This is a genomic window from Mediterraneibacter hominis, from assembly GCF_014287475.1.
GTDB lineage: Bacteria > Bacillota > Clostridia > Lachnospirales > Lachnospiraceae > Mediterraneibacter > Mediterraneibacter hominis.
This window is the reverse complement of record NZ_JACOPF010000001.1, coordinates 1,732,985-1,756,288: the sequence shown is the minus strand read 5'-3', so window position 1 is coordinate 1,756,288 and position 23,304 is coordinate 1,732,985. Positions and strand designations below refer to the sequence as shown.

At 41.1% G+C, this 23,304-nt stretch carries 22 protein-coding genes and 1 tRNA gene; 22 read left to right on the top strand and 1 reads right to left on the bottom strand.

Features of this window, described 5'->3' with window-relative positions:
- The first annotated feature begins 6 nt into the window (after window positions 1-6).
- The 6 genes from H8S37_RS08590 (at window position 7) to H8S37_RS08565 (ending at window position 7,147) form a co-directional block, all read left to right on the top strand.
- On the top strand, window positions 7-3,012 hold the full coding sequence (locus H8S37_RS08590; protein WP_186875562.1) for a glycoside hydrolase family 3 C-terminal domain-containing protein: 3,006 nt from the start codon (window positions 7-9) through the stop codon (window positions 3,010-3,012).
- Complete coding sequence (locus H8S37_RS08585) at window positions 3,009-4,544, top strand: MFS transporter (protein ID WP_186875561.1); 1,536 nt, start codon at window positions 3,009-3,011, stop codon at window positions 4,542-4,544. The genes H8S37_RS08590 and H8S37_RS08585 overlap by 4 nt, the downstream gene beginning before the upstream one ends.
- Window positions 4,545-4,834: 290 nt before the next feature.
- Window positions 4,835-4,905 (top strand) — tRNA-Gly (locus H8S37_RS08580).
- Window positions 4,906-5,242: 337 nt separating this feature from the next.
- Window positions 5,243-5,866, top strand: coding sequence for a YesL family protein (locus H8S37_RS08575; RefSeq protein WP_186875560.1), 624 nt, complete (start codon window positions 5,243-5,245; stop codon window positions 5,864-5,866).
- Window positions 5,867-5,879: 13 nt separating this feature from the next.
- Window positions 5,880-6,473, top strand: a complete 594-nt coding sequence (locus tag H8S37_RS08570) for a xanthine phosphoribosyltransferase (RefSeq protein WP_186875804.1) — start codon at window positions 5,880-5,882, stop codon at window positions 6,471-6,473.
- Window positions 6,470-7,147 (top strand): HAD family hydrolase, encoded by a 678-nt coding sequence (locus H8S37_RS08565; protein WP_186875559.1) that lies wholly within the window; start codon window positions 6,470-6,472, stop codon window positions 7,145-7,147. The genes H8S37_RS08570 and H8S37_RS08565 overlap by 4 nt, the downstream gene beginning before the upstream one ends.
- A gap of 84 nt (window positions 7,148-7,231) precedes the next feature.
- Here the strand turns inward: H8S37_RS08565 and alsK are convergent, their stop codons facing one another.
- Window positions 7,232-8,155, bottom strand: coding sequence for an allose kinase (gene alsK, locus H8S37_RS08560; protein ID WP_186875558.1), 924 nt, complete (start codon window positions 8,153-8,155; stop codon window positions 7,232-7,234).
- A 400-nt stretch (window positions 8,156-8,555) separates the two neighbouring features.
- On the opposite strand from alsK, the gene H8S37_RS08555 reads away from it, so the two are divergent.
- The 16 genes from H8S37_RS08555 to H8S37_RS08480 all read left to right on the top strand — a co-directional run bounded on the left by H8S37_RS08555 (window position 8,556) and on the right by H8S37_RS08480 (window position 23,276).
- Entirely contained in the window at window positions 8,556-9,590 is a 1,035-nt protein-coding gene (locus tag H8S37_RS08555) for a LacI family DNA-binding transcriptional regulator (protein ID WP_186875557.1), read from the top strand.
- Window positions 9,591-9,613: 23 nt separating this feature from the next.
- Complete coding sequence (locus H8S37_RS08550) at window positions 9,614-10,402, top strand: SDR family NAD(P)-dependent oxidoreductase (protein WP_186875556.1); 789 nt, start codon at window positions 9,614-9,616, stop codon at window positions 10,400-10,402.
- Between the two features lie 17 nt (window positions 10,403-10,419).
- Complete coding sequence (locus H8S37_RS08545) at window positions 10,420-11,526, top strand: aminotransferase class V-fold PLP-dependent enzyme (RefSeq protein WP_186875555.1); 1,107 nt, start codon at window positions 10,420-10,422, stop codon at window positions 11,524-11,526.
- Between the two features lie 47 nt (window positions 11,527-11,573).
- On the top strand, window positions 11,574-12,836 hold the full coding sequence (locus H8S37_RS08540; RefSeq protein WP_186875554.1) for an AGE family epimerase/isomerase: 1,263 nt from the start codon (window positions 11,574-11,576) through the stop codon (window positions 12,834-12,836).
- Window positions 12,833-14,089 (top strand): ABC transporter substrate-binding protein, encoded by a 1,257-nt coding sequence (locus H8S37_RS08535; protein WP_186875553.1) that lies wholly within the window; start codon window positions 12,833-12,835, stop codon window positions 14,087-14,089. Before H8S37_RS08540 ends, H8S37_RS08535 begins: the two co-directional genes overlap by 4 nt.
- Window positions 14,090-14,139: 50 nt before the next feature.
- Window positions 14,140-15,012 carry a carbohydrate ABC transporter permease gene (locus tag H8S37_RS08530; protein WP_186875552.1) on the top strand — a complete coding sequence of 291 codons (873 nt, stop codon included), beginning with the start codon at window positions 14,140-14,142 and terminating at the stop codon, window positions 15,010-15,012.
- Window positions 15,012-15,863 carry a carbohydrate ABC transporter permease gene (locus H8S37_RS08525; protein WP_186875551.1) on the top strand — a complete coding sequence of 284 codons (852 nt, stop codon included), beginning with the start codon at window positions 15,012-15,014 and terminating at the stop codon, window positions 15,861-15,863. The genes H8S37_RS08530 and H8S37_RS08525 overlap by 1 nt, the downstream gene beginning before the upstream one ends.
- Before the next feature lie 27 nt (window positions 15,864-15,890).
- Window positions 15,891-16,358, top strand: a complete 468-nt coding sequence (locus tag H8S37_RS08520) for a RidA family protein (protein ID WP_186875550.1) — start codon at window positions 15,891-15,893, stop codon at window positions 16,356-16,358.
- Window positions 16,359-16,373: 15 nt separating this feature from the next.
- Complete coding sequence (locus H8S37_RS08515; RefSeq protein WP_186875549.1) at window positions 16,374-16,844, top strand: RidA family protein; 471 nt, start codon at window positions 16,374-16,376, stop codon at window positions 16,842-16,844.
- Window positions 16,845-16,850: 6 nt separating this feature from the next.
- Window positions 16,851-17,849 (top strand): lactonase family protein, encoded by a 999-nt coding sequence (locus H8S37_RS08510; RefSeq protein WP_186875548.1) that lies wholly within the window; start codon window positions 16,851-16,853, stop codon window positions 17,847-17,849.
- A gap of 2 nt (window positions 17,850-17,851) precedes the next feature.
- Window positions 17,852-19,069: an amidohydrolase family protein gene (locus H8S37_RS08505; RefSeq protein ID WP_186875547.1), complete on the top strand. Its 1,218-nt coding sequence runs from the start codon at window positions 17,852-17,854 to the stop codon at window positions 19,067-19,069.
- A gap of 34 nt (window positions 19,070-19,103) precedes the next feature.
- Window positions 19,104-20,012: an RraA family protein gene (locus H8S37_RS08500; protein ID WP_186875546.1), complete on the top strand. Its 909-nt coding sequence runs from the start codon at window positions 19,104-19,106 to the stop codon at window positions 20,010-20,012.
- A 29-nt stretch (window positions 20,013-20,041) separates the two neighbouring features.
- Window positions 20,042-20,722 (top strand): D-lyxose/D-mannose family sugar isomerase, encoded by a 681-nt coding sequence (locus H8S37_RS08495; RefSeq protein WP_186875545.1) that lies wholly within the window; start codon window positions 20,042-20,044, stop codon window positions 20,720-20,722.
- Window positions 20,723-20,858: 136 nt separating this feature from the next.
- Entirely contained in the window at window positions 20,859-21,368 is a 510-nt protein-coding gene (locus H8S37_RS08490; RefSeq protein WP_186875544.1) for a DedA family protein, read from the top strand.
- A 13-nt stretch (window positions 21,369-21,381) separates the two neighbouring features.
- Window positions 21,382-22,650: a glycosyltransferase gene (locus H8S37_RS08485; protein WP_186875543.1), complete on the top strand. Its 1,269-nt coding sequence runs from the start codon at window positions 21,382-21,384 to the stop codon at window positions 22,648-22,650.
- Window positions 22,647-23,276, top strand: a complete 630-nt coding sequence (locus H8S37_RS08480) for a lysophospholipid acyltransferase family protein (protein ID WP_186875542.1) — start codon at window positions 22,647-22,649, stop codon at window positions 23,274-23,276. The genes H8S37_RS08485 and H8S37_RS08480 overlap by 4 nt, the downstream gene beginning before the upstream one ends.
- Window positions 23,277-23,304 lie beyond the last annotated feature (28 nt).

Below are 23,304 nucleotides of genomic sequence, written 5' to 3'. Positions count from 1 at the left end.
GGTATTATGGAAGAAAAAAAGAAGGAAATGAAAACAAGGAAGAAAGCGTATAACAAAGCGCGGAGAAAAGCGATCCGTCCATGGAAAGGACTGACTATATTGAGTGCAGTGCTTTCCGTCATTTTGATTCCGGCGCTGATCGTGCTGTCAATTTTTGACAATACTGTAGCAGCATTCGTAGGAGGAACCTTCTGGGAACTGCAAAATGAAGATAAAAATGCGGTGTATTATGAATCGGATTTTAATTCCGTAGAAGAAATGAATGAATATGGACTGGAAATTTGTAAACAGGTGGAGGCAGAAGGGGCAGCCCTTTTGATGAATGAAAATAATGCCCTTCCGCTTGACAAGGGAGCAAAGCTTAGCTGCTTTTCAAATTCTTCCACGAATTTGGTATATGGTGGTACAGGCTCCGGCAATATTGACGCTTCCAAAGCAGATAATTTAAAGACAGCCCTGGAGAAAAGCGGATTTGAAGTAAATGAGACGCTCTGGAACTTCTATGCCGGAGAAGAGACAGAAGAATATGCACGCGCCCAGGGTGGAATGGTAAGCTTAGCGAGCGCTTCTGTCTCAGAGGTGCCGTGGGATGTCTATACAGAAGAGGTAAAGGACTCTGTAGCTTCCTATGAGGACGCGGCAGTTGTGGTATTGTCCCGTGTCGGAGGAGAAGGGGCAGACCTGGAATTTAAGGAAAAGAATTATCTTGCATTGGATGAAAATGAAAAAGAAATGATGGAGAATGTGGCGGCGATGAAAGCGGACGGAACCATCAGCAAGATCGTCGTTCTTATCAACTCTGCAAATGCGCTCCAGGTAGATTTTCTAAAAGAAAATGTCTATGATGTAGACGCCTGCATGTGGATTGGAGACGTAGGAATTTCTGGAATTAATGCAGTTGCAGAGATTCTGTCCGGAGAGGTCAATCCTTCAGGAAGTCTTGTGGATACGTATTTATATGATAACTATTCCTCACCGGCTATGGTAAACTATGAACCTGTCACATATGAAGGCTATGAAGAAGGCGTGATTCCGGAAAATGCGAGCACGTATATGATTTACCAGGAAGGCATTTATGTCGGATATAAATATTACGAAACCCGTTATGAAGATTATGTTATGGGAACCGGAAATGCAGGGGAATATACCTACCATGAGGATGTCGCGTATCCATTTGGATATGGAATGAGCTACACAGATTTTGCCTACAGTGATATGAAAGTGCAATACAATGCTTCCTCCGATCAGTTTGAAGTGTCTGTAAAAGTAACGAACACCGGGGACACCTATGCGGGGAAAGAGACGATTCAGGTATACTCTCAGTCTCCATATACACAGTATGATATAGAGAATGGAGTGGAAAAGGCGGCAGTATCACTCTGCGGATTTGCAAAAACAGACAGCATTGCTCCGGGAGAATCTCAGACAGTGACAGTGTACGTTGACAAAAGAGATCTTGCGTCCTATGACACATACGGAGCAGGCACCTATATTCTGGATGCAGGAGACTATTACCTGACAATCGGAACAGATGCCCACGACGCAGTCAATAATACACTGGCGGCAAAAGGATATACAACAGAGAACACGAAAGGGCGCATGGACAAAGACGGAGATGCTTCCCTCGTGTATAAATGGAACCAGCCAGAATTCGACGCAGAGACGTATTCTGTATCTGCAAACGGAACAAAGATTGAAAACCAGCTTTCCAACGCTGACATTAATCTGTATGAAGGAACCGAACAGGAGATCACATATCTTTCCAGAAATGACTGGGAGGGAACTTTCCCTGCGGAAAGCCTGAAGCTGGAACTGACAGAACAAATGACAGAAGATCTCCAGGACGTACAATATGATCCGGCAGACTATGAAGAGATGGAAATGCCGACAATGGGTGCGGACAATGGATTAAAGCTCTATGATATGATGGGACTGGATTTTGATGATGAAAAATGGGAGGATCTGCTCGATCAGCTTACCTTTGACGAGATGGTAACCTTGATAGGAGATGCGTTCCATTGGACAATGCCTGTAAAATCGGTGGAGGCTCCAGGAACGAGAGATGAAAACGGGCCGCAGGGACTGACCGCTTCCCTGATTGCTTCTGACAAAACACAGATGGATGCCACCGCATTTACATCGGAAGACGTGATGGCGGCAACCTTTAATGTAGAGCTTATGACGGAGGTTGGTAAGATTATCGGAAACAACTGTATTCATGCAGGCGTATCCTGCCTGTATGGCCCGGGAAATAATATTCACCGTACACCGTTTGGAGGAAGAAACTTCGAGTATTACAGTGAGGATGGCTTCCTGTCCGGCAAGATGAGTGCATATGAGACAGGCGCAATCCAGGATAAAGGAATCAATGTTGTAATGAAGCACTACGCACTGAACGACAGCGAACAAGATCGAATCGGACTTGGCGTATGGGTAAACGAACAGGCAGCGCGCGAGATCTATCTGAAGGCATTCCAGGCTCCAGTGGAAGAAGGCGGGGCAAACGGTGTGATGACAGCGTATACACGCTGGGGCTGTATCTGGTCTGGCGGACACCGGGGATTGATGACCAATATTCTGCGTGATGAGTGGGGATGTACAGGAAAGAATATAACAGACAACGTGCTTACAACTTATGTAAACGGAGTGGACGGTCTGATGGCGGGAGTCACCATTTTTGACGCGATGCTTCCTTACGTTACCGATCAGCTTCCAGAGTATGAAGAGGATCCTGTGATTGTAAACGCAATGCGGACAGCATGCCACTACAACCTGTATGCAACGCTGCATTCCGCAGGGATGAATGGAGTAGGAGAGAATACGACCATTAAAACGGTTGATTTAACGGTACTTGTGATATTGAGAATTGCAGTAGCTATATTTGCAATCCTGTTTGTACTTTCCCTTGTAATGTGGATCTTAAGAAAGCGGAAATTCAAACAGACGGAAATTTATACAAGCTACAAAGAATTTAAGAAAGCGTATAAGAGTGAAAGGCAGAAAGAATCATGAATGAGATAAAAGCGGCATCAGTAAATCGGGCAAAGCTCTATCAGTTGGTGCTTTTCCCCTTCAACAATGGTGCGACAAATGTATACTACATCCTGACGATGAATTATATAGCGTACCATGCGAACGGTGTTCTGGGGCTTGCTTTGATGTTTGCTACGACAATGGTGACGGTAATGCGCGTCTTTGACGCGTTTACCGACCCGATTATTGGGATGCTCATAGATAAAACATCTGGAAAACTAGGGAAATTCCGCCCATATATTATCCTGGGAAATGGAATCATGGCGGTGTCTGCGGTGATTTTGTATTTCGGAACCCGTATGATCCCAGAAGACATGATGTGGCTACGTTATACGGGATTTGTGTTGATGTATATGCTCTATGTTATCGGGTATACGTTTCAGACGGCGTGTACACGTTCCGGCCAGACGGTACTTACCAACGATCCGAAACAGCGCCCTTTATTTACTATATTCAATACAGTTGCTTCACTGGTCGGCATGGGCTTGATTCAGATTGTGGCGACAGTGGTAGGCGGAAAAGTAGGATACGGTTCGGAGGCATTTTTTAATTTTGTAATTCCGCTTGCCATCATTCTTTCCGCAGTGCTTACTCTGCTTGCGGTGATTGGAATCTGGGAGAAAGACCGACCGGAATACTTTGGAATTGCGGGAGAGAAGAAAGAAAAGGTAAAGCTGAAAGAATATGCGGATATTCTTGTGAAGAACAAGGAGCTGCGCATGCTTATGCTGGCAGGAGGAAGTACGAAGCTGGCATTTTCCATTGCAACAAATGCCAGTGTAGCATGTATGCTCTATGCCTCTATGATGGGAAACTACAGCGGGCTGTATCTTCCCATATATATCATCTGTTATGCGGCTTCTGTGCCCTTCTTTTTGCTCAGTGTAAGAACTGCACAGAAAAAGGGGCAGAAAGCAGCTCTGGCACAGTATACAAGGGTGGCACTTATCTGCTATGTCGGGGTATTGGCACTCCTGCTGTTCTGGAAAGAAGGCAGTGTGCTTACGACTCTGTCACTTAGTCATCTGAATCTCTATACGATTTTATTTATACTTTGTTATGCAGTTGGCTATGGCGCGTATTATTCTACGGCAGATATGCCGATTCCTATGGTTGCGGACTGCTCGGATTATGAAACGTACAGGAGTGGAAAATACGTGCCGGGTATTATGGGAACTTTGTTCAGTCTGGTTGATAAGCTGGTATCATCACTGGGGTCTACGGTCGTGGGGATTGCAGTCATGGCAATCGGAATCCAGAAGCTTCCAGATACAAACACTCCTTATATGGAGGGAATGAAATGGGTTGTGATCGTACTGTTCTGTATCATTCCTATGATTGCGTGGATACTCACCTTGTACGCAATGCACCGTTACAGCTTATCTGGAGACAGGATGCGGGAAATTCAGGAAGTCAACGCAGCGCGTAAACAGGCGGTCAGTGAAGGAATGGATATAGAAGAAGCGATGGAAAAGTGGAAAACGCTGAAAGATTTAGAGGAAAAAAAGTAAAGGTCTGACACAAGACAGTGAAAGAGGCGTAAGCTGTACGCCTGCCGGAACTAAAACTGCTAAAATTTAGATACAGCCTGGCTATACCTGTTAAGGTTACGGGCCGGGCTGCAATAAAAATTAGTAACAGTTCAGCTCATACAGATGTACGCTCGCAAAAACATGCAAGCATGTTTTATGCTTCCCGCACACTGTATAGCTGAACTGTTACAAAAATTATGAGGAATATTAAAAAAACACTTGCAATTTGAACACACATATGGTAATATACCACTTGTGTCAGAGATGATGCGGGTGTAGTTCAATGGTAGAACACCAGCCTTCCAAGCTGGATACGTGGGTTCGATTCCCATCACCCGCTTTTTTCATACCTAAAAATAAAATACCCTTTGAGTCTGCAAAAAGCAGGCTCTTTATTCATGTATAGGAAATTTTCTTCCTATACAAAAAAACTCTGGGGATGCGTACTGCGTGCAGCTAGAAAATGATTGCTGACACTGTCAGGCTTCGGCGCGAGAATGTGCAAAGTACATTCGTTATTCTTCCGGCAGGATACATACGCCGCGGTGGGAGATAAAAAGAGATAATTTTTGTGTTCCTACAGGCACAAGATATGCTATACTATATTTTAAAAGACACATCGTAACCCATTCCCTTCGGGTTTCGGCAGAACATTAAGAAGAAAGGCGATATACATTATGAAGTTTAATATAACCGACAATGTTGTTACAAGGGCGCTTTCGCGTATCTGTGATTTTGTGATTCTCAACATTTTGTGGCTGGTCTGTTCGATTCCGATCGTGACAATCGGCGCATCGACAACAGCTTTGTATTCTGTGATGCAGAAAATCGTAAGAAACGAAGAAGGATATATTGCCCGAAGCTTTTTCAAAGCATTTAAGCAGAATTTCAAACAAGCTACCATCGTGTGGCTGCTGATTGCAGCACTGGGCTTGATTCTTTCGGTGGATCTAAATATGGCTCGTTCCTTAGAAGGGACTATACGGATTGTATTTCAGGTAATATTTGGATTTTTTAGTTTTTGGTTGTTTGCTATATTCTTATATGTGTTTCCTTTGCTTGCCCGATATGAGAACAGTACGAAAGCAACATTGAAAAATGCAGTGATTTTGTCCATTGCGAAACTGCCCTTTACGTTTTTGATGATGGTAGTTGTAGTAGTTCCCGTGGCAGCTTCCCTGCTTACTGTACGGACAATTCTTTTGTCGGTTCCAATCTGGATGGGAATCGGAGTTTCGATAGTGACATGGTTAAATGCGTATATTTTAAAAAGAGTATTTAAAATATTTGAAACGAATTAGAAAGGTTGGAGAGATGAATTTTTTAGAAGAACGGATCGTGAAAGACGGAGTAGTCAAAGAAGGAAATGTATTAAAGGTAGACAGCTTTTTGAATCATCAGATGGACATTGAATTGTTGGAGGAGATGGGAGGAGAATTTAAACGGCGTTTTGCCGGCAGGCACATTAATAAAATTCTCACGATTGAGGCATCCGGGATCGGGATCGCCTGTATTACGGCGCAGCATTTTCATGTTCCTGTTGTTTTCGCAAAAAAGTCGCAGAGTATCAATCTGGACGGAGAAATGTATGTGGCAGAGGTAGAGTCTTTTACTCATAAATGTAAAAATCATGTGATCGTCGCACAGAAGTTTTTAGGGCCAGAAGATCATGTATTGATTATCGACGATTTTCTTGCCAACGGCTGTGCTTTGCAGGGGTTAATTCAGATTGTGCAGGCCGCAGGTGCGACTGTGGAGGGAATCGGAATCGCCATTGAGAAGGGATTTCAGTCCGGTGGAAGAATCATAAGGAATTTGGGCTTTCAGTTAGAATCTCTTGCGATCGTGGACGGAATGGATGCACAGACTGGAAGTATTCAGTTTCGTCCCCAGGAGGAGAAGCAATGAGCCAGAAGAAACCAGCGCCGATAGAGGGGCTGGTTTTTGATATGGATGGACTGCTCGTAGATTCTGAAAAAATAGTGCAGAGATCCTGGGAGCATGTGGGGAAAATCTTAGGGTATCCGGATATTGGCTCTCACATTTATCATACGATCGGTATGAATGTGGCAGGCAGAGAGGAATATTTTAGGAAACATATAGCGGAGGACTTTCCGATGGAGAAATTTACTGCTATGACAAGACAGAAATTCCATGAAATCGTAGATACAGAAGGGCTGGATATAAAGCCGGGGGCAAAGGAGCTGCTTCTCTTCGCGAAGGAACGCGGACTTAAGACGGGCCTTGCCACTTCGTCTCGCAGACAGCATGCGCAGGAAAATTTAACCCGACTGGGAATATTTGGCTACTTTGATGGTGTAGTCTGTGGGGATATGGTGACAAGAAGCAAACCAGATCCGGAGATCTATGAGAAAGCATGCCGTATAATCGGTACAAGACCGGAGAATACAATCGCGCTGGAGGATGCGCCTTCAGGTATACAGTCCGCATATGGGGCGGGTATGCGCCCGATTATGATTCCGGATATGGTGGAACCGGCGGAAGAGACAAGAAAGCTTATCTGGCACCGGTTTGATACATTGTTTGATGTAATAAAGCTGTTGGAGCATATTCTTCTATGAAGAGAAATAAGTGAATTTTATAAAATTAAGCTATAAATTCTGTGAATTTTGTACATTGTTATTATGAGACAGTTCTCCTTTTATTTAAGATTTCAGCAGCATTTTTCTTGCGAATATAGCGGCTCCGATGATTCCTTTTCCTACAAATGGAGTAGAATAAATAACATCAAATCCATAAGACAGCACATCTTTTCCGACAGAGGCATTAATTTCCTTTTCGAACTGTTCTTTTGGGAAATCTTTCATTTCAGGAATGCCGCCTCCGATGATCAGTGCATCTGGATTAAATATGGTTGCCATAATTGCATATATATTAGCACAGGCTGATACAAAATCTAGTAGAGGATCTTCTGTTTTGTGTAATGTAAATAATTCGCTGATCGGGGAATCGGGATAATATTCTTTCCGAATTTGCTGTAAGCGCCAACCAGAAGCATAGCATTCACAGCATCCTTTTTTTCCACAGCTACAGAGTTCTTTTTTGCCATAATAGGGAATGTGTCCAAGATCAAGTGCAGCCCCATTTTTCCCTTTTAAAAAGTCTCCGTTAATGATTACAGAAGCGCCGACACCTGTACCGATATAAATTCCAACCAGAACCTTTTTATCCTCAAGATGATGGGTTAGCGTGTCATATAACATTAGATTGTTGACATCATTATTTACAAAAACAGGAACGTGGAAGTGTTTTTTAATATTTTCTGCGATATTTACATGTGAAAAGACAGCTTCCCCAGATTGATTCCGGATATTTGTTGTACATATTACCGTGGCATTGTCATTTTCTACGGAAGAAGGAACACCAATAGAAATGGCGTCGATATGGGTGATATTTGTGTCGCACAGATATTCCTCAATCAACTTACAGAGCGTGCTAATAGGAGAAGGGGAGCTTGCAATGCACTCACTTTTCAGAACAAGTGGTTTGATTAAGTTATTTTTATTGTTTACAGCTCCAATTCTCAAATTTGTGCCGCCCAGATCAATTCCGATTATCATATTTTCCATAGTTTCTGCTATTCTCCATCCTTTTTATTTTTTGGAAATGTAGTGTCAGTATACAAGAGAAACATAGTATCCTTCGTATACTGACATTATTTGTAACTGTGAAGAGATGAAACAGTTAATTTTATATTAAGAAAAGCAAATGAAGATGTCAATACAAGAGTTTTAGTAAATAGTTATAAAAAACACGTGGACAAATTAAACAAAATAAATAAAAAAAATATAGTTTAGATATACATGTTGACAAATGAAAGGAGAGAGATATATAATCAAGAAAACGTTTACAAGTAAGTTGGAAATCATATTTACAATAAAACGTGAGGTTTATATAGATTTTTACAGAAGATGAAGATGTTTTCGGGTTAAACGTTTACATATAGAGCGCGAAGTGGGGGAAAGTACAATGGAAAACAGGAGAGTTAGTATCAAAGATGTGGCGAAGAAAGCGAATGTGTCAACGGCTACGGTTTCCAGAGTTGTAAATAATAAAGATGGAGTAACACAACAGATTTCGGAGAAGGTACAGGAGGTTATCAAGGAATTAGGGTATAGTCCCAATACAGCGGCAAGATCTCTCGTGAGGCAAAGAACCAACGCGATTGGAATTGTAGTAAATAATCTGCATGATCCATTTTTTTATGATTTGATCAAAGGATTTGAAACGGCTGCACAGCAGACAAGTTATTCGGTTGTATTTTGCAGTGCGCTGGGCGGAGATGTGAAAAGTAAAGAGAATTATGTAAAATACCTTTCGAATGGTGTAGTGGATGCGGTTATCCTATATGGTTCTTACCGAAGCGATGAAAGCATGATCAAGTATATACAGGATAATGAGCAGATAGAATTTGTGATGATTGAAAATGATGTACCGTCTTTACAGTGTAATAAATTACTGATCGATAATTTTGGCGGCGCAAAAAATGCAGTGAATTATTTGAAAGAGAAGAAACATCGAAAGATTGCACATATTTGTGGAAATCCGAATAAAAAGGTTACGATCGAGCGATTTAATGGCTACATACAGGCGATGCAGGAAGCTGATCTTGAAGTGAAAGAGGGATATATTCAGTATTCGTCGGCGGATTATAGAAGTGGGTATGAGAGAATGAATGCACTTTTAGATCTGGAAGAAAGACCTACGGCAGTTTTTTGTTCTGATGATGCGCTTGCCAGCTATGCTGTACGGGCGGCGCTTGACCGAGGATTAAGAGTTCCGGAAGATATTTCGATCATGGGATTTGATAATCAAAGAATTTTACCGGATCGATACAGGGGACCGGAAATTACAACGGTAGAACAGCCGTTGTATACGATTGGAATGGATAGTATCCGATTGGTGAGTGAACGGTTGAGTAATACAGATATGAAAATGCCTGTAAGAAAAATGTATGAAACTAAGATTATAGAACGGGAGACCGTTTGTGAGTATCATGGATAAATTATAAAAACGGGAGAGCTGGTATGAAGAATTATAATCGGTTATTAGAGGGAAAACGAGTATTTGTCACAACAGGAGCCCGGGGGATCGGAAAAGAAATTGCATTATTATTTGCGTCACAGGGAGCTGTTGTGGCGGTGGGCGGGAAGAACGTGCCACGCCTTTGCCAGACAATCAAAGAAATACAAGAAGTATCCCCCAAAAGCCGCGGATATGAAGTGGAACTTGGAAATAAAGAGAATGTTGAGCAGGTAGGAATACAGATTTTAGAAGACTTTGGCGGTATTGACATATTGGTGAATACAGTAGGGATCAATGACCATGGCAGAGTCGATGAATGTACGGAAGAACAGGTGGAGAAAATGATTTCCGTGAATTATAAAAGTTTTCTTCGCTTTTCTAAAATTTTTTTACCGGGAATGCGAGAACGGAAGAACGGAAATATTATAAATATTTCTTCAATACACAGTGTAGAAACAATGCCAGGATTTGGAATCTATGCGGGAACAAAGGGTGCGATGAATGCGACATCTCGTGCAATGGCACTAGATTATGCATCAGAAGGTATCCGTGTAAATTGCATCTGTCCGGGTTTGATTATGAGTGACAATATGATAGATGAAATTCAGACATATCCGGAGGGAGAGGAAAGAGAACGATTTATGGAACTTTTATATCGGATGCAGCCATTAGAACCGGGAACAATGGAAAATATAGCAGATGCCGCACTTTATCTGGCAAGTGATATGTCAACGTATACGACAGGTCAGATTCTCATGGTGGACGGAGGCGCAAGCATTAAAGCTCATTGAGTAAAGGAGAACAAAGAATGGATTTTTACGAGAAAAACGGAATTATTCCGTATATTAATGCGCATGATACCTATACTATGTATGGCGGAAGCAGGATGGCGGAGAATACATTGCAGGCGATGAAGGAAGCTGCCGCTTCTTTTGTGGATCTTAAGCAAATGCAGATTCAATTTGGAAAGAAAGCAGCGGAATTAACAGGAAATGAGGCGGCATATTTTACAAATGGTGCAGAAGGAGCGCTGCTGCTATGTGCTTGTATCTGTATTGCAGAAGACAGTGAATATTATTATAGGAAATTACCTGAAATTCTAGGGACAAAAAGAGAATTTATTGTTATGCGGGCACAAAGAAACGCGTATGATGCAGCATTGGCAGTTAGTGGTGCAGATATTGTGGAAATTGGTGATGCGGACGAAACACTAGAGATGGAATTGGAAGGTTCTATCAATGAAAAAACAGCAGGGGTGGTCTATTTTGCATCTACATTATATCAAAGAGGGTCACTTCCACTAGAAACTGTAATTGCGATAGCAAAGAAATACAATGTACCCGTTATTGTAGATGCCGCGGCACAGCTTCCACCGAAAGAAAACCTGAAAAGGTTTACACAAGCGGGGGCGGATATGGTGATTTTTAGCGGAGGAAAAACTTTATGCGGTCCGCAGGACAGTGGTGTGATTTTTGGAACGAGACAGTGGATTGAAAGATGCATTCGGTTTGGTGCGCCGGAACATGGAATCTGTCGTGTATCAAAAACGTCCAGAGAAGCAATGGCAGGGTTGTATATAGCACTTGAAAACTATGTACTTCAGGATGAAGAAAAAAGAGATGGCGAACTTCGTGAGATTTTGCGAAGGATTTCTGAAAGAGTAGCAAAAATAGAAAAGGAGATTACGTTAAAAATTATCGAACGGGGACCGGTAGGCCAAAAATATCCCAGATTATTTTGTTATCTTTCTGAAAAAAATAGTTCTGAAAAAATTGTAAGTTTTTTGAAAAAAGAAAGAATTTATATAGGAGAGGATAGAATAAACAATGCCGTATATATCAGCCCTTTAAATTTATATAAAGAAGAGGCAGATATAGTAGCAGAAGTGCTTTGCAAAGCACTTGAAGCAGAATAAAATATTTTTTTTAGCTTAGAAAGTAAACGTTTACAAAGGGGCGGAATATGAGAAAGAGTTTTTATGAAGCACATAAAAATGAAATAAAGAAGCTTGGAGAATCAGCGAAGAAACAGCTATTAGAAGATCACATTCCATTTTGGGAGCCAAGGGTTCTGGATCAGGAATATGGAGGATATTTTAACTGTTTTGACAGAGAAGGAAAATTGATAAAGACAGTGAAACCTGGATGGTTTGTAGGAAGAGATATGTATAGCTTCGCAGCTTTGTATCGATTTATCCAGAAAAAAGAGACATGGCTTAATATTGCGGGGCAAGGGTATCGTTATACAAAGGGAAATTTTTATGCAGGCAATGGGCGGTTTCAAAAATTGCTTACGAGAGAGGGAAAGGTTTTAGAAGGAACGACTTCTATTTTTACCGATCATTTTGCGATAAAAGGGTTATATGAATATTTTAAAGCTGTACCGCCCGACGAAGAAGAGCTTGCAAAAGTGCGGCAGTTGACAGAACAATTATTTCAAAATGTAAAAGATGAACAGATTCTACGAAAAGAAGGAATCCGAGCAGGATGGCAGAAGCATGCAGTGAATTTTATGACGTTATTGGTTGCCTTGGAAAGTTTTGATTTATTTGGAAACCGATATGAAGATGTATTGAGAGAATGTGTCAGAAAATCGTTATATGAATTTGCAAACAGTGAACTGCAGGCACCATTGGAGTATGTGAAGCAGGATGGAAGACCAGAGTTGAGTAGAGAAGGAAGATTGGTAGATGCTGGACATGCTATGGAATCGTTATGGTTTGCGATGGAAGCGGGATGCATGTTAGATGAGAAATCATGGAAACTGCGTGCAGAAGAGGTTTTGGATTGGGTGATCGAACGCTGTTATGATGAAAATTATGGTGGATTTATCCAACATATCGATGTGGCTGGAAAAGCACCGGAAGAACAATTTTTGGTGACAGATTACGAAGGAATACCGGCCGCATGGGACAGCAAAATCTGGTGGGTACAGGCAGAAGGTTTGAATGCGTTATTTATGAGTGCACTGTTGAATGAAAATGAAAAACATTTTATTTACTTTAAGAAATTATATGAATATACAGAACTTTATTTCAGAGATAAAAAATATGGGGAATGGTATTCAATTTTAAACAGGGAGGGAGGTGTTTTATGTGATTGGAAAGGTTTTGAATTAAAAGGCCCATATCATATTACAAGATGTTTAATGAAAATCAGTCTTCTTGCAGAAAAGTATTTAAAATGTAAAGAAGCCGAGAATGAAAAGGAGGAAAAATCAATATGAAAAAAAGAGTTGCAAAAAGATGGATGGCGGTAGCGCTCGGTACAACATTAGTTGTATCTATGGCAGCAGGATGTGGAAAGGGAAGCTCTTCTTCTGAAGAAAAAGAAGGTGTGAAAACCATTGAATGGTGGACACCAAACTGGGATGAAGTAGAAAGTAAAGAGATGGCAGCCGAATTTGAAAAAGAACATCCGGATATAAAAGTGGATATTGTGGTAACTGATTGGGATACATATAAAAGTAAAATTACAACAGCAATCAGTACAGATAATGCACCGGAAATATGCACCATGCTGTTGACAGATGTTGCTCCATTTGCAAACAAAGGCTTGTTAGAGCCAATGGATGAATTGGGAAAAACAGCTGGAATTGATTTTGCAGATATTGTAGAACCGGCACTGGATATTACATCTGTGGATGGAAAAGTATACGGAGTTCCTTTCCGATACGATGGTTCTGGAATTTACTACAATATAGATATGCTGAAAGCAGCAGGATATGAGACATTTCCAGAGACATGGGATGAAATGGTAGAAATGAGCAAGAAGCTTTCAACAGATGGTAAATATGGTTTTGCATGGCCGTTAGGAAATCAGGCAAATGCGGCGACACGTCTGGTACAGCAGATGTATACATATGGCGGAGACGTATTGGATGAAAGTGGAAAATGTATGATGAATAGTCAAGCGGCCAAGGAAGCACTTAAAAATATTGTAGATTCAATTCAAGAAGGTTATGCTTCACCGGGAAGTTCTGAATTTGATAATACAACAATGAGAGAATCTTTTGGACAGGGGAACCTTGCATTCATGCTGACAGGTCCATTTGATGTAGAGACATTGAAGACAGATTACCCGGAGCTTAATTTTGGAACAGCTGTTATTCCGGGGGTTGATGGAATGGGAACAACAACAGCAAATGGCTGGTGTGTAGCATTGTCATCTAAGAGTGAAAATAAAGAAGCAGCGGCTGAATTTATGGCATATATCACAACACCGGAGAACCAGGCAAGACTGACAGATTCTTTCCCGGCAAGTAAAACAGCAATGGAATATGAACAGTTTGCAACAGAAGAGTTGAAACCATTTATGGAACAGTTAGATAATTCAAAAGCAGAGCCGACATACGAAAGATGGTCAGAGATGGAGCCGATCATTTTCCAGTATATGCAAAATGCGGTGGCTGGAACGATGTCGGTAGATGAAGCTTGTGAAGCAATGGCAAAAGATATTGATGCATTACTTGCAAATTAATGAAAGGGAGGGAAGTCCCTCCCTATAAATTATAAGAGGCGGAGGTAAAAATGAAAAAATTTTATTTGACAAGAGATGAAAAAAAGGCGATTCCATTTATACTTCCGGGAGTTGCTGTGACAGCATTACTTATCATATATCCATTATTTTATATCATATCTATGAGTTTTAGTGAGAATGCGATTGGACAGAACGGTTTTGCAGGGTTGACAAATTATCTCCGCTTGTTTAAAAATCCAATGTTTACATCTTCAATATGGAATACGCTGGTGTGGACATTGGGAACCGTGATACCAGCATTTCTGCTCGGATTTATACTTGCACTTTTGATCAACAGAAGAGGAACACGGATAAAAGGTGTATTTCGTAGTCTCATATTTGTTGCGTGGATCATTCCGGGAGTTGTGAAGGCAACGGCATGGAAATGGTTGTTTACCACAGATGGAGGAATGATCAACCATTTATTGATGAGTATCGGTGTAATTGAAAAAGAGATTTCCTGGCTGTCCAGTCCTCAATATGCGATGTTATCGGTAATCATTGTTCAGGTATGGGCATGTGCACCATATGTTATGCTTATGATGACAGCAGGATTACAGCAATTACCGAGAGATCTGTATGAGAGTGCAGAATTGGATGGAGCCGGTTGGTTTAAAAAATTATGGTATATTACACTTCCAATGTTAAAGGATGTAAGTTTCATTTGTATTTTGATGCTGCTTGTATGGGCAATCAATGAATTTTCACTGATTTTTATTATGACATCAGGAGGACAGAAAACAACAACCCTTTCGATTCTGGTATATAATCAGTTCCAGGTTCTTAATATTAATTCAGCTTCAGCAAGTGCTGTAATGCAGTTATTGATCACAATGATATTTGCAGCGCTGTATGTGAAATTTGTCATTAAGGAGGAGAATTGATGGATACGAAAAAAAAGAAAAAATGGCTGGGACATATAGGAATTGTTCTAACATATATTGTTCTAGGATTCGCAGTGATCGCAGCATTATTTCCGCTTGCATGGGTTGCAAGTACTTCTATCAAACCCGGAAACGAGGTGTTTTCCAATCCTCCGTATTGGATTCCGAAAATGCCGACATTGAGCAACTATCTGTTAGTGCTTACGGAAAGTTCGATTCCAAGAGCATTTTTGAATAGTATGATTGTAGGTGGAATTTCTACTGTTATTGCACTTCTTTTAGGAGGAAGCGCCGGATATGCGTTTGCGCGATTCAAATTTAGAGGAAGTAAAGGATTGTCCCTTTTTATGTTGATCAGTCAGATGCTTCCATTAACAGTTTTGATGATTCCGATGTATTATATGGAAAATGCAGTGGGTCTGGTAGACACAAAATTGGGGCTTGCGATTGCACATTTGGCAATCAGTATGCCGTTGGTTACATGGATGGCAAAAGGATATTTTAAGGGAATCCCGAAAGAAATAGAAGAAGCAGCGGTGATGGATGGATGCTCGACGATACAGATGCTTTCCAAAATCGTGATTCCGCTTTTAAAACCGGCATTGGCGGCAACCGGAATCTATGCATTTATTTCATCGTGGAATGAATTTGCGATTGCAAATGTACTTACGAGAAGTGAATCCAGCAGGACAGTTCCGTTGGCACTGAGTGAATTTTCATCTTTTTACAGGGTAGACTGGGGACAGACAATGGCGGCTGCAATGTTAATCACAATTCCAATTATTATTGTTTTTATGCTTGTACAAAAGCAGTTTGTAGAAGGATTAGCGAGTGGTGCGGTAAAAGGCTAAATAAAAATATAGAAGGAGAGATAAAAAATGAGTGAGACAGGAAAAAGATTAGAAAATTTAGGAATTACACTTCCGGTTAGAAATAGAAAGGGACAAGGTGTTGTAGATGCTTGTATAAAAGGAGATCTTCTCTTTTTATCCGCACATTTTCCGGTAGATGCAGAGGGAAAACCTGTTTATCAGGGAAAAGTTGGAGCAGAGATAGATAAAGACACGGCGTATGAAGCTGCCAGAATTTGTGGATTGAATATGATTGCAACAATTAAAGATTATATCGGTGAATTGGATCGAGTAGATTATTTTGTAAAAGCGCTTGGATTGATCAATAGTGCAGGAGATTTTTGCGAACAGCCGTATGTTATGAATGGATTTTCAGATCTTATGGTAGAAGTTTTTGGAAGAAGAGGTCAGCATGCACGTTCTGCAATGGGAGCATATGCATTATGGGAAAATGTTCCTGTCACAGTTGAGGCGATTGTAAAAATACGAAAATAGCAGGAGGGAGCATGAATGGACAGTATTAATAGAATCATCGAAGATGGACAGGAAAAAGAACCTGTATATAAAAAGAAAAGAGGAATTGTTCTTTTAAGACAAACAGATGATCTGATTTTTGTTTCAGGACATGGACCGGAAGACCAGATTACTGGAAAAGCACTTTTTTCGGGTAGAATAGGTGAAGATTTAACATTGGAAGAAGGATATGCAGCTGCAAGAGAGTGTGCGATTATTATACTGGGAGCGTTGAAAGATACACTAGGAAGTTTGGATAAGGTGAAGCGTATCGTGAAAGCATTTGGGTTGGTGAACTGCGCAAAAGGTTTCACTGATGTGGAAAAAGTATTTGATGGTTTTTCAGATACGATTGCAGATGTACTTGAAGAACGAGGGTATCATACAAGAACTGTAATGGGAACGAGAAATCTTCCGAATCATAATATTCCGGTTGAAATAGAAGTGATTGTGGAAGTAGAAAGCTGATTTGGGATGGCTGAAAAATATTTTGTGGCAACAGGATATGGCGATATAGAGAAGCATTCCAATCTTATTGTATTGAAAATCACTGATAACGGGAAAATACAAAGAGAACAAGAGGATTATTATGATGGCGGTCCCTCTTATATGGTTGAAAAAGTTGTATCTGACCGTAGAAGTTATATCTATGCTGCCTTTGAAAAAACGAATGAAATTGTAAAATTTGTATGGGAAAATGGAAATCTGATCGAAGAAAAAAGATTTCAGGCACCGGGAGAGGGCCTTTGTCATTTATGCTTATCGGAAGACCGTACCATGCTTTATGGAAGCTGTTATATGAGTGGTGATTTTTTTGCTGTAGATACAGAATTAACGCAATGTATTTGGATGAAAAAAGGGCAGAAAGAGTCGCATGCGCATTGTGTTTATCAGGGAAAAGAAAATCAGCTTTACTTGGTGGACTTAGGTTTATCCAGAGTGTGTAGACATCAGCAGAAAGGAAGGGCCTTGGGAGAATGTAATTTAAATTTTCCAATTGACGAAGGCGAAGGACCACGCCAGATATTACTGTGGAATTCGGAAAAGAATGCAGTGGTTATTAATGAAAGTGCAAGTACACTGTCTTTTTGGCAGATGCAGCAACAGAAAAATAAACAACAGGTTCAGCGAATATGTACCAAGTATACGACAATGTATGTAGGAAATAACGCACCGGGAGATGCGAGTATCTGGAAAGAGAAGATTTTATTTGTAGGAAACAGAGGTACAGAAACAGTTTCGGCTTTTTCACTGGAGAGACTGGGAGAAAAGATCGGAGAATGGGATTGCGGAGGGAAATTTCCCCGTGGACTTTTGATTGCGGACGATGGAAGTATTTTGATTTGCTGCCAAAAGAGTGGAAAGCTTGTTAGTTGTCGGTGGGATGAGGAGAATACCCAACTCAATATTTGTGATTCTCTCGACCTTCCGGGAGTGACCAATGTGATTAAAATAACAGCAGAGGAGGAATGACTTTGAAAGATTATATTTTAAAAAACGGGAGGGTATATAATTCTCAAAGCCGGTGTTTTGAAGAAAAGAACATTGTAGTGTCAGAAGGAAAGATTACTGCAATGGAGGCAGGAATTGAAAAAGAAGGTATTACAGAAATTAATCTGGAAGGGATGATTCTATCTCCAGGATTGATTGATATGCATACGCACATATATCCATTATGCGGTTCATCGGAAGATACACTTCCGATGATTGATGGAGAAGCACATATGTTTCAAAATGGTGTGACAACTGCGGTAGATGCAGGAAGTTGCGGATGTAAAGATTTTTTTGATTTTAAAGATCGTTTTATAGATAAATCAAAATTGCGGATTTTGGCATTTATCAATATTGCCTATGGAGGAATGGTCAGCCTCGCTTCTGAATTGGAACCACGGAATTTTTATATAGAAACAGCGGCTGCAATCGCAAGAGAAATTAAGGAAGTTGTAGGCGTGAAAACAGCACATTATCATGTGGGAAAACCATTTGATGAGGAGCATCCGGCGTGGGCTTCAGTGGATGCTGCAGTGAGGGCAGGAGAATTGGCAGGAAAACCGGTTATGGCTGATGTTCAGCCGTACTTGCCGGGACGTCCATATGAGGAACTGATTCTTCGGCGACTTAGACCAGGGGATATTCATACGCATGTATATGCGCAGCAATTTCATATCCTGAATGAGAAAAATGAAATGCAAGAGTTTATGTTGGAAGCAAGAAAAAGAGGAACTCTTTTTGATTTGGGACATGGTGCGGGAAGCTTCTGGTTCAGAAATGCAATACCGGCATATGAACAAGGTTTTTATCCGGATACACTGTCCACAGATCTATACCTACACAATGTAAATGGCCCTGTATATGGTCTGCTGAATGTTATGTCAAAGTATTTAAATATCGGAATGTCGCCAGAAGAGGTACTGTATAGAACAACAGCACGTCCGGCAGAGATTATCGGACATCCAGAGCTTGGAAAATTAGAAGTGGGTATGGATGCAGATATAGCTGTTCTGAAAATAAAGGAAGGAAATTTCGGATTTGCAGATAGTGGAAATGCGCGACTGCAGGGAAGACAGATGTTAGAATGTATGCTTACGATACGTGCTGGAGAATTTGTGTATAACCCAATGGCATATGGAATGCCGGATTGGAAGTCAGCTCCGGAAGCTTACCGGACTGCACCAGGAGTCATTGAATTATAAAAGAGAATGCTGGATTGACAAGGAGGAACGAAATGTGATTATCAATACAAGGGAAGAAATTATAGAATTGACACAGGAGTGGAAGGGAGAGCGATTAGAAGACGGACGACCGAAAGTTCCAGATGTATATTTAGATAAATTAAGAACAATGACATTGGAAGAAATCTGGCTTCCACTTTATGTAAAAGGATACCATTTTCAATATGAAGGTGGAATGAAGTATCTACATAGTGAAAAAAAATTAGTGGGAAGAGCAGTGACTTGCACCTTCATGCCGATTCGTCCGGATTTGGCAAAGGTTGTGCGAAAACAAGGAGAAGAAAAGGGCTGGGAAGGATTTTTCAATCAATGGGTTGTGGATAATCTTGGAAACGGAGATGTTGTAGTTGCAGATATGTTTGATAAAGTCTACAACGGTACTTTTGCCGGCGGAAATCTTACAACTGCGATTCATGTAAAAACAGGGAATGGCGGTGCGGTAATATGGGGCGGTGTTCGAGATATTGAGCAGATGAAAAAGATTGATACACAAGTTTTTTATCGGGGAATCGATCCTACACCGATTCGTGAATGTGTGCTGACAGATTTGAATGGTGCCTGCCGGATCGGCAGTGCGGTATGTCTTCCAGGAGATATTGTAATGGGAACAGAGAGTGGATTACTTTTCATTCCGAGTCATTTAGTAAAAGATGTGATCAATAGTGCTGAAAAGACACATGCAAAAGATATTTTTGGCTTTGAGATGTTAGAGAAGGGAATCTATACGACGGCGGCGATTGATAATTCCGTATGGAATCTGGAAATGATGGAACGTCTGATTGATTTTGTAGAAAATGATGATCGGTGTAAGAAATATAGAGGGCTGGATTGGAGCTTGGAACTGGGGGCAGCAAAAGGCGCTCCGGAATGTTTGGAGGAAGTGCTAAAAACGTGTCTCATATGAGTCTGTTTTAGAAAGAAATGGAGGTTGAAATGAAAAGATCAGAAATAAATAGATGCATTAAAGAAATGGAAGAACTGGTTAGAAAAAATGGATTTTATCTTCCGCCGTTTTGTAATTTTACCCCAGAGGAATGGAAGACAAAAGGCCATGAGTATGACGAAATAAGAGATAATATGCTGGGGTGGGATATTACTGATTATGGATTAGGCGATTGGGAAAAAGTAGGCTTTGCATTGATCACATTGCGCAATGGAAATCAGAATAATCCAAAATATTCTAAAGTGTATGCTGAAAAATTGTTAATGTTAAAAGAAGGACAGCATTCGCCGATGCATTTTCATTGGAAAAAATCAGAAGATATAATTAATCGCGGTGGAGGTACGTTGATCATTCATGTATATAATGATGACGGAAAAGAACAGTTGGCAGATACGGATGTTTTAGTAAATGCAGATGGAAGAAGTTATTTGGTTCCTGCCGGAACCGGCGTAGAACTGAAACCGGGAGAAAGTATTACCCTGTGGCCGCACCAATTTCATGATTTTGATGTGAAACCTGGTACAGGAGATGTTTTGATCGGAGAAGTATCCATGTGCAATGATGATAATACGGATAATTGTTTTCAGCCTCCGGTAGGGCGTTTCCCGGAAATTGAAGAAGATGAAGATCCATATCGTTTATTGTGCAACGAGTATCCCACGGCTAAATAGAAAAATAAGGGAACATATCAGTTTATTCTAGGTGAAGCACATTCTTTTTTTATTCTTAAGAAATTCTTTAAAATCTTATAACGGCCTCCTTTAGAATTACAGGATATTCTGTAAATAGTTAAAGGAGGCTTATCTTATGAATATCCAGACATTGACGAATTATTTTCTTGAATATGGGGCCTTTTTTATTTACTTGATTGTTTTATTGGAATATTTGAACCTTCCAGGTTTTCCGGCGGGCCTGATTATGCCTCTTGCCGGTATCTGGGCAGCGAAGGGAGAAATCAGTTTTCCACTTGTGATGGTGCTGACTGTAGCGGCAGGACTTACAGGAAGCTGGCTTTTGTATCTGCTCGGAAGGCTTGGAGGGCCGAAAGTAATGGGCTTTTATTTCCGAAAGTTTCCAAAACATAAGGCAGTTATTGAAGAAAAGATGGAGCTGCTTAGAGAAAAAGGTCCAAAAGGAGTCTTTATAAGCAAGCTGCTTCCGATGGTAAGAACTATTATTTCAATTCCGGCAGGAATGGTACAGATGGAATTTGTGAAATATACAGTTAGCTCTGCGCTCGGTATTTTTATCTGGAATCTGGTATTTGTCGGCGCAGGATATTTTTTTGGAGAAGCAGCAATCCAGTTTTTATCATAAGAGGGGGACAGACATGAAAATAGCAATGCTTACAAACAATTATAAACCCTTTGTAGGAGGTGTTCCGGTTTCTGTGGAACGTCAGGCACAGGAGCTTGTAAAACGGGGACATGAAGTGACTGTACTGGCTCCCATATATGAGGGACATACAGACGACAGCAGCACGCCAGAACGGATTCTGCGGTTTCATACAATGAAGCGCAAGATGGAAAATGGAATGGTATATCCGGGAATCTACATCAAAGAGGCGGCAGATTTGTTCCAGAGAGAAAGTTTCGACCTGATTCATGTACACCACCCTATGTTTACCGGGCCGTGTGCCTTATACTTAGGGAAAAAATACCAGATCCCTGTGATCTATACATGGCATACCAGATATGAGGATTATCTGCATTATATACGCAGCTTTCAGATAGAAGAGAACAGTCCGCTGTTAAAGAAAAAGATAGTTTCTTATCTAAAAGAGAAAGTAGTGCCTGGGTATATGCGCTGGTTTACGAATCAGTGCGATATGGTGTTTGCACCTTCTGAAGGAATGAAACAGCAGATGCAGTCGAACGGTACATGGACACCGACAGAGGTGCTTCCAACCGGGCTGAAGGAAAGCTTTTATATACAGGACGCCGCACGTGCACAGAGTATACGCAGACAGTATGCAGAGGGAAGAGACTATGTATTGTGTACAGTATCACGTTTGGAAAAAGAGAAGAATCCGTTCTTTCTGCTGCAAGGAATTGCGGAAATAAAAAAGAGACTCGGAGCGAAGTTTAAAGTATTGTTTATTGGAGAAGGAAGTCAGAGAAAAAAACTAGAGAAGAAGGCAGAAGAGCTTGGAATACGTAAGGAAGTGGTGTTTACCGGCAGTATTCCCAACGAAGAAATACAGTATTATCTACAGGCATGTGATTTGTTTTTATTTGCATCAAAATCGGAAACACAAGGGATTGTGCTGGCAGAGGCTCTTGCGGCAGGAACACCGGTTATCGCGGTGAAGGCGGTCGGTGTGGATGACATTGTACACGATGGAAAGAACGGATTTAGGACTGGGGAAAATATAGAACAGTGGGCAGAAAAAGCAGTGCTGGCATTAAACCCCAGGCAGCATGAGAGCTTGAAAAGGCAGGCGTTGATTTCGGCACAGGCATACCGTGCAGAGCAGATCGCCCTGCACGAAGAAAGCTTGTATGTTCAATGTATTCTAAGGAAGCAGGAGGAACTTAACGCCAGAAGAAAACTGGAGGAAGGCTGGTCATACAGGGAAAGGAGAGGCAGCAGAGCATGAGAATGAAGAAAGCAGGGCAGTGGATGCTGCAGCATATTTTTACAGGATATTTGTTACTTCTTAAGAAAACAGTAACCATACAATGGCAGGAAGATACGCAGTACGGTGCGAGCCAGATTTTTGGTTTCTGGCATGAGGACAGTTTCTTTATGAATCTGGTGTTGGAAACACTGGCACATAAAACAAATCCGGTAGATGTGATTGTAACGGCAGATACGCGGGGAAACTATATTGAACATATGATAGGCAGGTGTGGAGGAAGTGCGCTTAGAGTGCCGGACGGATTGCGGGCATTTCGGGAATTAAAAAAGATTTTGCAGGATTCCTATGAAAAAACACGTTCTCTCGCTGTTGCGCTGGATGGGCCGCTTGGCCCCAGACATGAACCGAAAAAGCTGGCGTTTTATCTGTCAGAACAGGCAGAAGAAGAGTTTGTCGGTATCAGTGTGTCCTATTCTTCCTGTATCCGTCTAAGTCACAGGTGGGATAAATACGTGATTCCGCTTCCTTTTACGACTGTGAAAGTACATGTGCAGGATTATGGGATTGTAAAAAAGAATCAGATTCCTGTGCTTCCTGTAGATGCCAAACAGCAGGAATGTGGTATACTGGTAAAGGAATTTTGATGACAGACAATAGCATGAGGAGGATAAC

What these genes read in the sequence shown, in the direction of transcription:
- H8S37_RS08575 (WP_186875560.1), top strand. Translation starts at nt 5,243, where the DNA reads ATGAAGTTTAATATAACCGACAATGTTGTTACAAGGGCGCTTTCGCGT.
- H8S37_RS08510 (WP_186875548.1), top strand. Translation starts at nt 16,851, where the DNA reads ATGGCTGAAAAATATTTTGTGGCAACAGGATATGGCGATATAGAGAAG.
- H8S37_RS08550 (WP_186875556.1), top strand. Translation starts at nt 9,614, where the DNA reads ATGAAGAATTATAATCGGTTATTAGAGGGAAAACGAGTATTTGTCACA.
- H8S37_RS08565 (WP_186875559.1), top strand. Translation starts at nt 6,470, where the DNA reads ATGAGCCAGAAGAAACCAGCGCCGATAGAGGGGCTGGTTTTTGATATG.
- H8S37_RS08520 (WP_186875550.1), top strand. Translation starts at nt 15,891, where the DNA reads ATGAGTGAGACAGGAAAAAGATTAGAAAATTTAGGAATTACACTTCCG.
- H8S37_RS08525 (WP_186875551.1), top strand. Translation starts at nt 15,012, where the DNA reads ATGGATACGAAAAAAAAGAAAAAATGGCTGGGACATATAGGAATTGTT.
- H8S37_RS08585 (WP_186875561.1), top strand. Translation starts at nt 3,009, where the DNA reads ATGAATGAGATAAAAGCGGCATCAGTAAATCGGGCAAAGCTCTATCAG.
- H8S37_RS08495 (WP_186875545.1), top strand. Translation starts at nt 20,042, where the DNA reads ATGAAAAGATCAGAAATAAATAGATGCATTAAAGAAATGGAAGAACTG.
- H8S37_RS08515 (WP_186875549.1), top strand. Translation starts at nt 16,374, where the DNA reads ATGGACAGTATTAATAGAATCATCGAAGATGGACAGGAAAAAGAACCT.
- H8S37_RS08540 (WP_186875554.1), top strand. Translation starts at nt 11,574, where the DNA reads ATGAGAAAGAGTTTTTATGAAGCACATAAAAATGAAATAAAGAAGCTT.
- alsK (WP_186875558.1), bottom strand. Translation starts at nt 8,155, where the DNA reads ATGGAAAATATGATAATCGGAATTGATCTGGGCGGCACAAATTTGAGA.
- H8S37_RS08490 (WP_186875544.1), top strand. Translation starts at nt 20,859, where the DNA reads ATGAATATCCAGACATTGACGAATTATTTTCTTGAATATGGGGCCTTT.
- H8S37_RS08545 (WP_186875555.1), top strand. Translation starts at nt 10,420, where the DNA reads ATGGATTTTTACGAGAAAAACGGAATTATTCCGTATATTAATGCGCAT.
- H8S37_RS08530 (WP_186875552.1), top strand. Translation starts at nt 14,140, where the DNA reads ATGAAAAAATTTTATTTGACAAGAGATGAAAAAAAGGCGATTCCATTT.
- H8S37_RS08535 (WP_186875553.1), top strand. Translation starts at nt 12,833, where the DNA reads ATGAAAAAAAGAGTTGCAAAAAGATGGATGGCGGTAGCGCTCGGTACA.
- H8S37_RS08590 (WP_186875562.1), top strand. Translation starts at nt 7, where the DNA reads ATGGAAGAAAAAAAGAAGGAAATGAAAACAAGGAAGAAAGCGTATAAC.
- H8S37_RS08555 (WP_186875557.1), top strand. Translation starts at nt 8,556, where the DNA reads ATGGAAAACAGGAGAGTTAGTATCAAAGATGTGGCGAAGAAAGCGAAT.
- H8S37_RS08570 (WP_186875804.1), top strand. Translation starts at nt 5,880, where the DNA reads ATGAATTTTTTAGAAGAACGGATCGTGAAAGACGGAGTAGTCAAAGAA.
- H8S37_RS08480 (WP_186875542.1), top strand. Translation starts at nt 22,647, where the DNA reads ATGAGAATGAAGAAAGCAGGGCAGTGGATGCTGCAGCATATTTTTACA.
- H8S37_RS08485 (WP_186875543.1), top strand. Translation starts at nt 21,382, where the DNA reads ATGAAAATAGCAATGCTTACAAACAATTATAAACCCTTTGTAGGAGGT.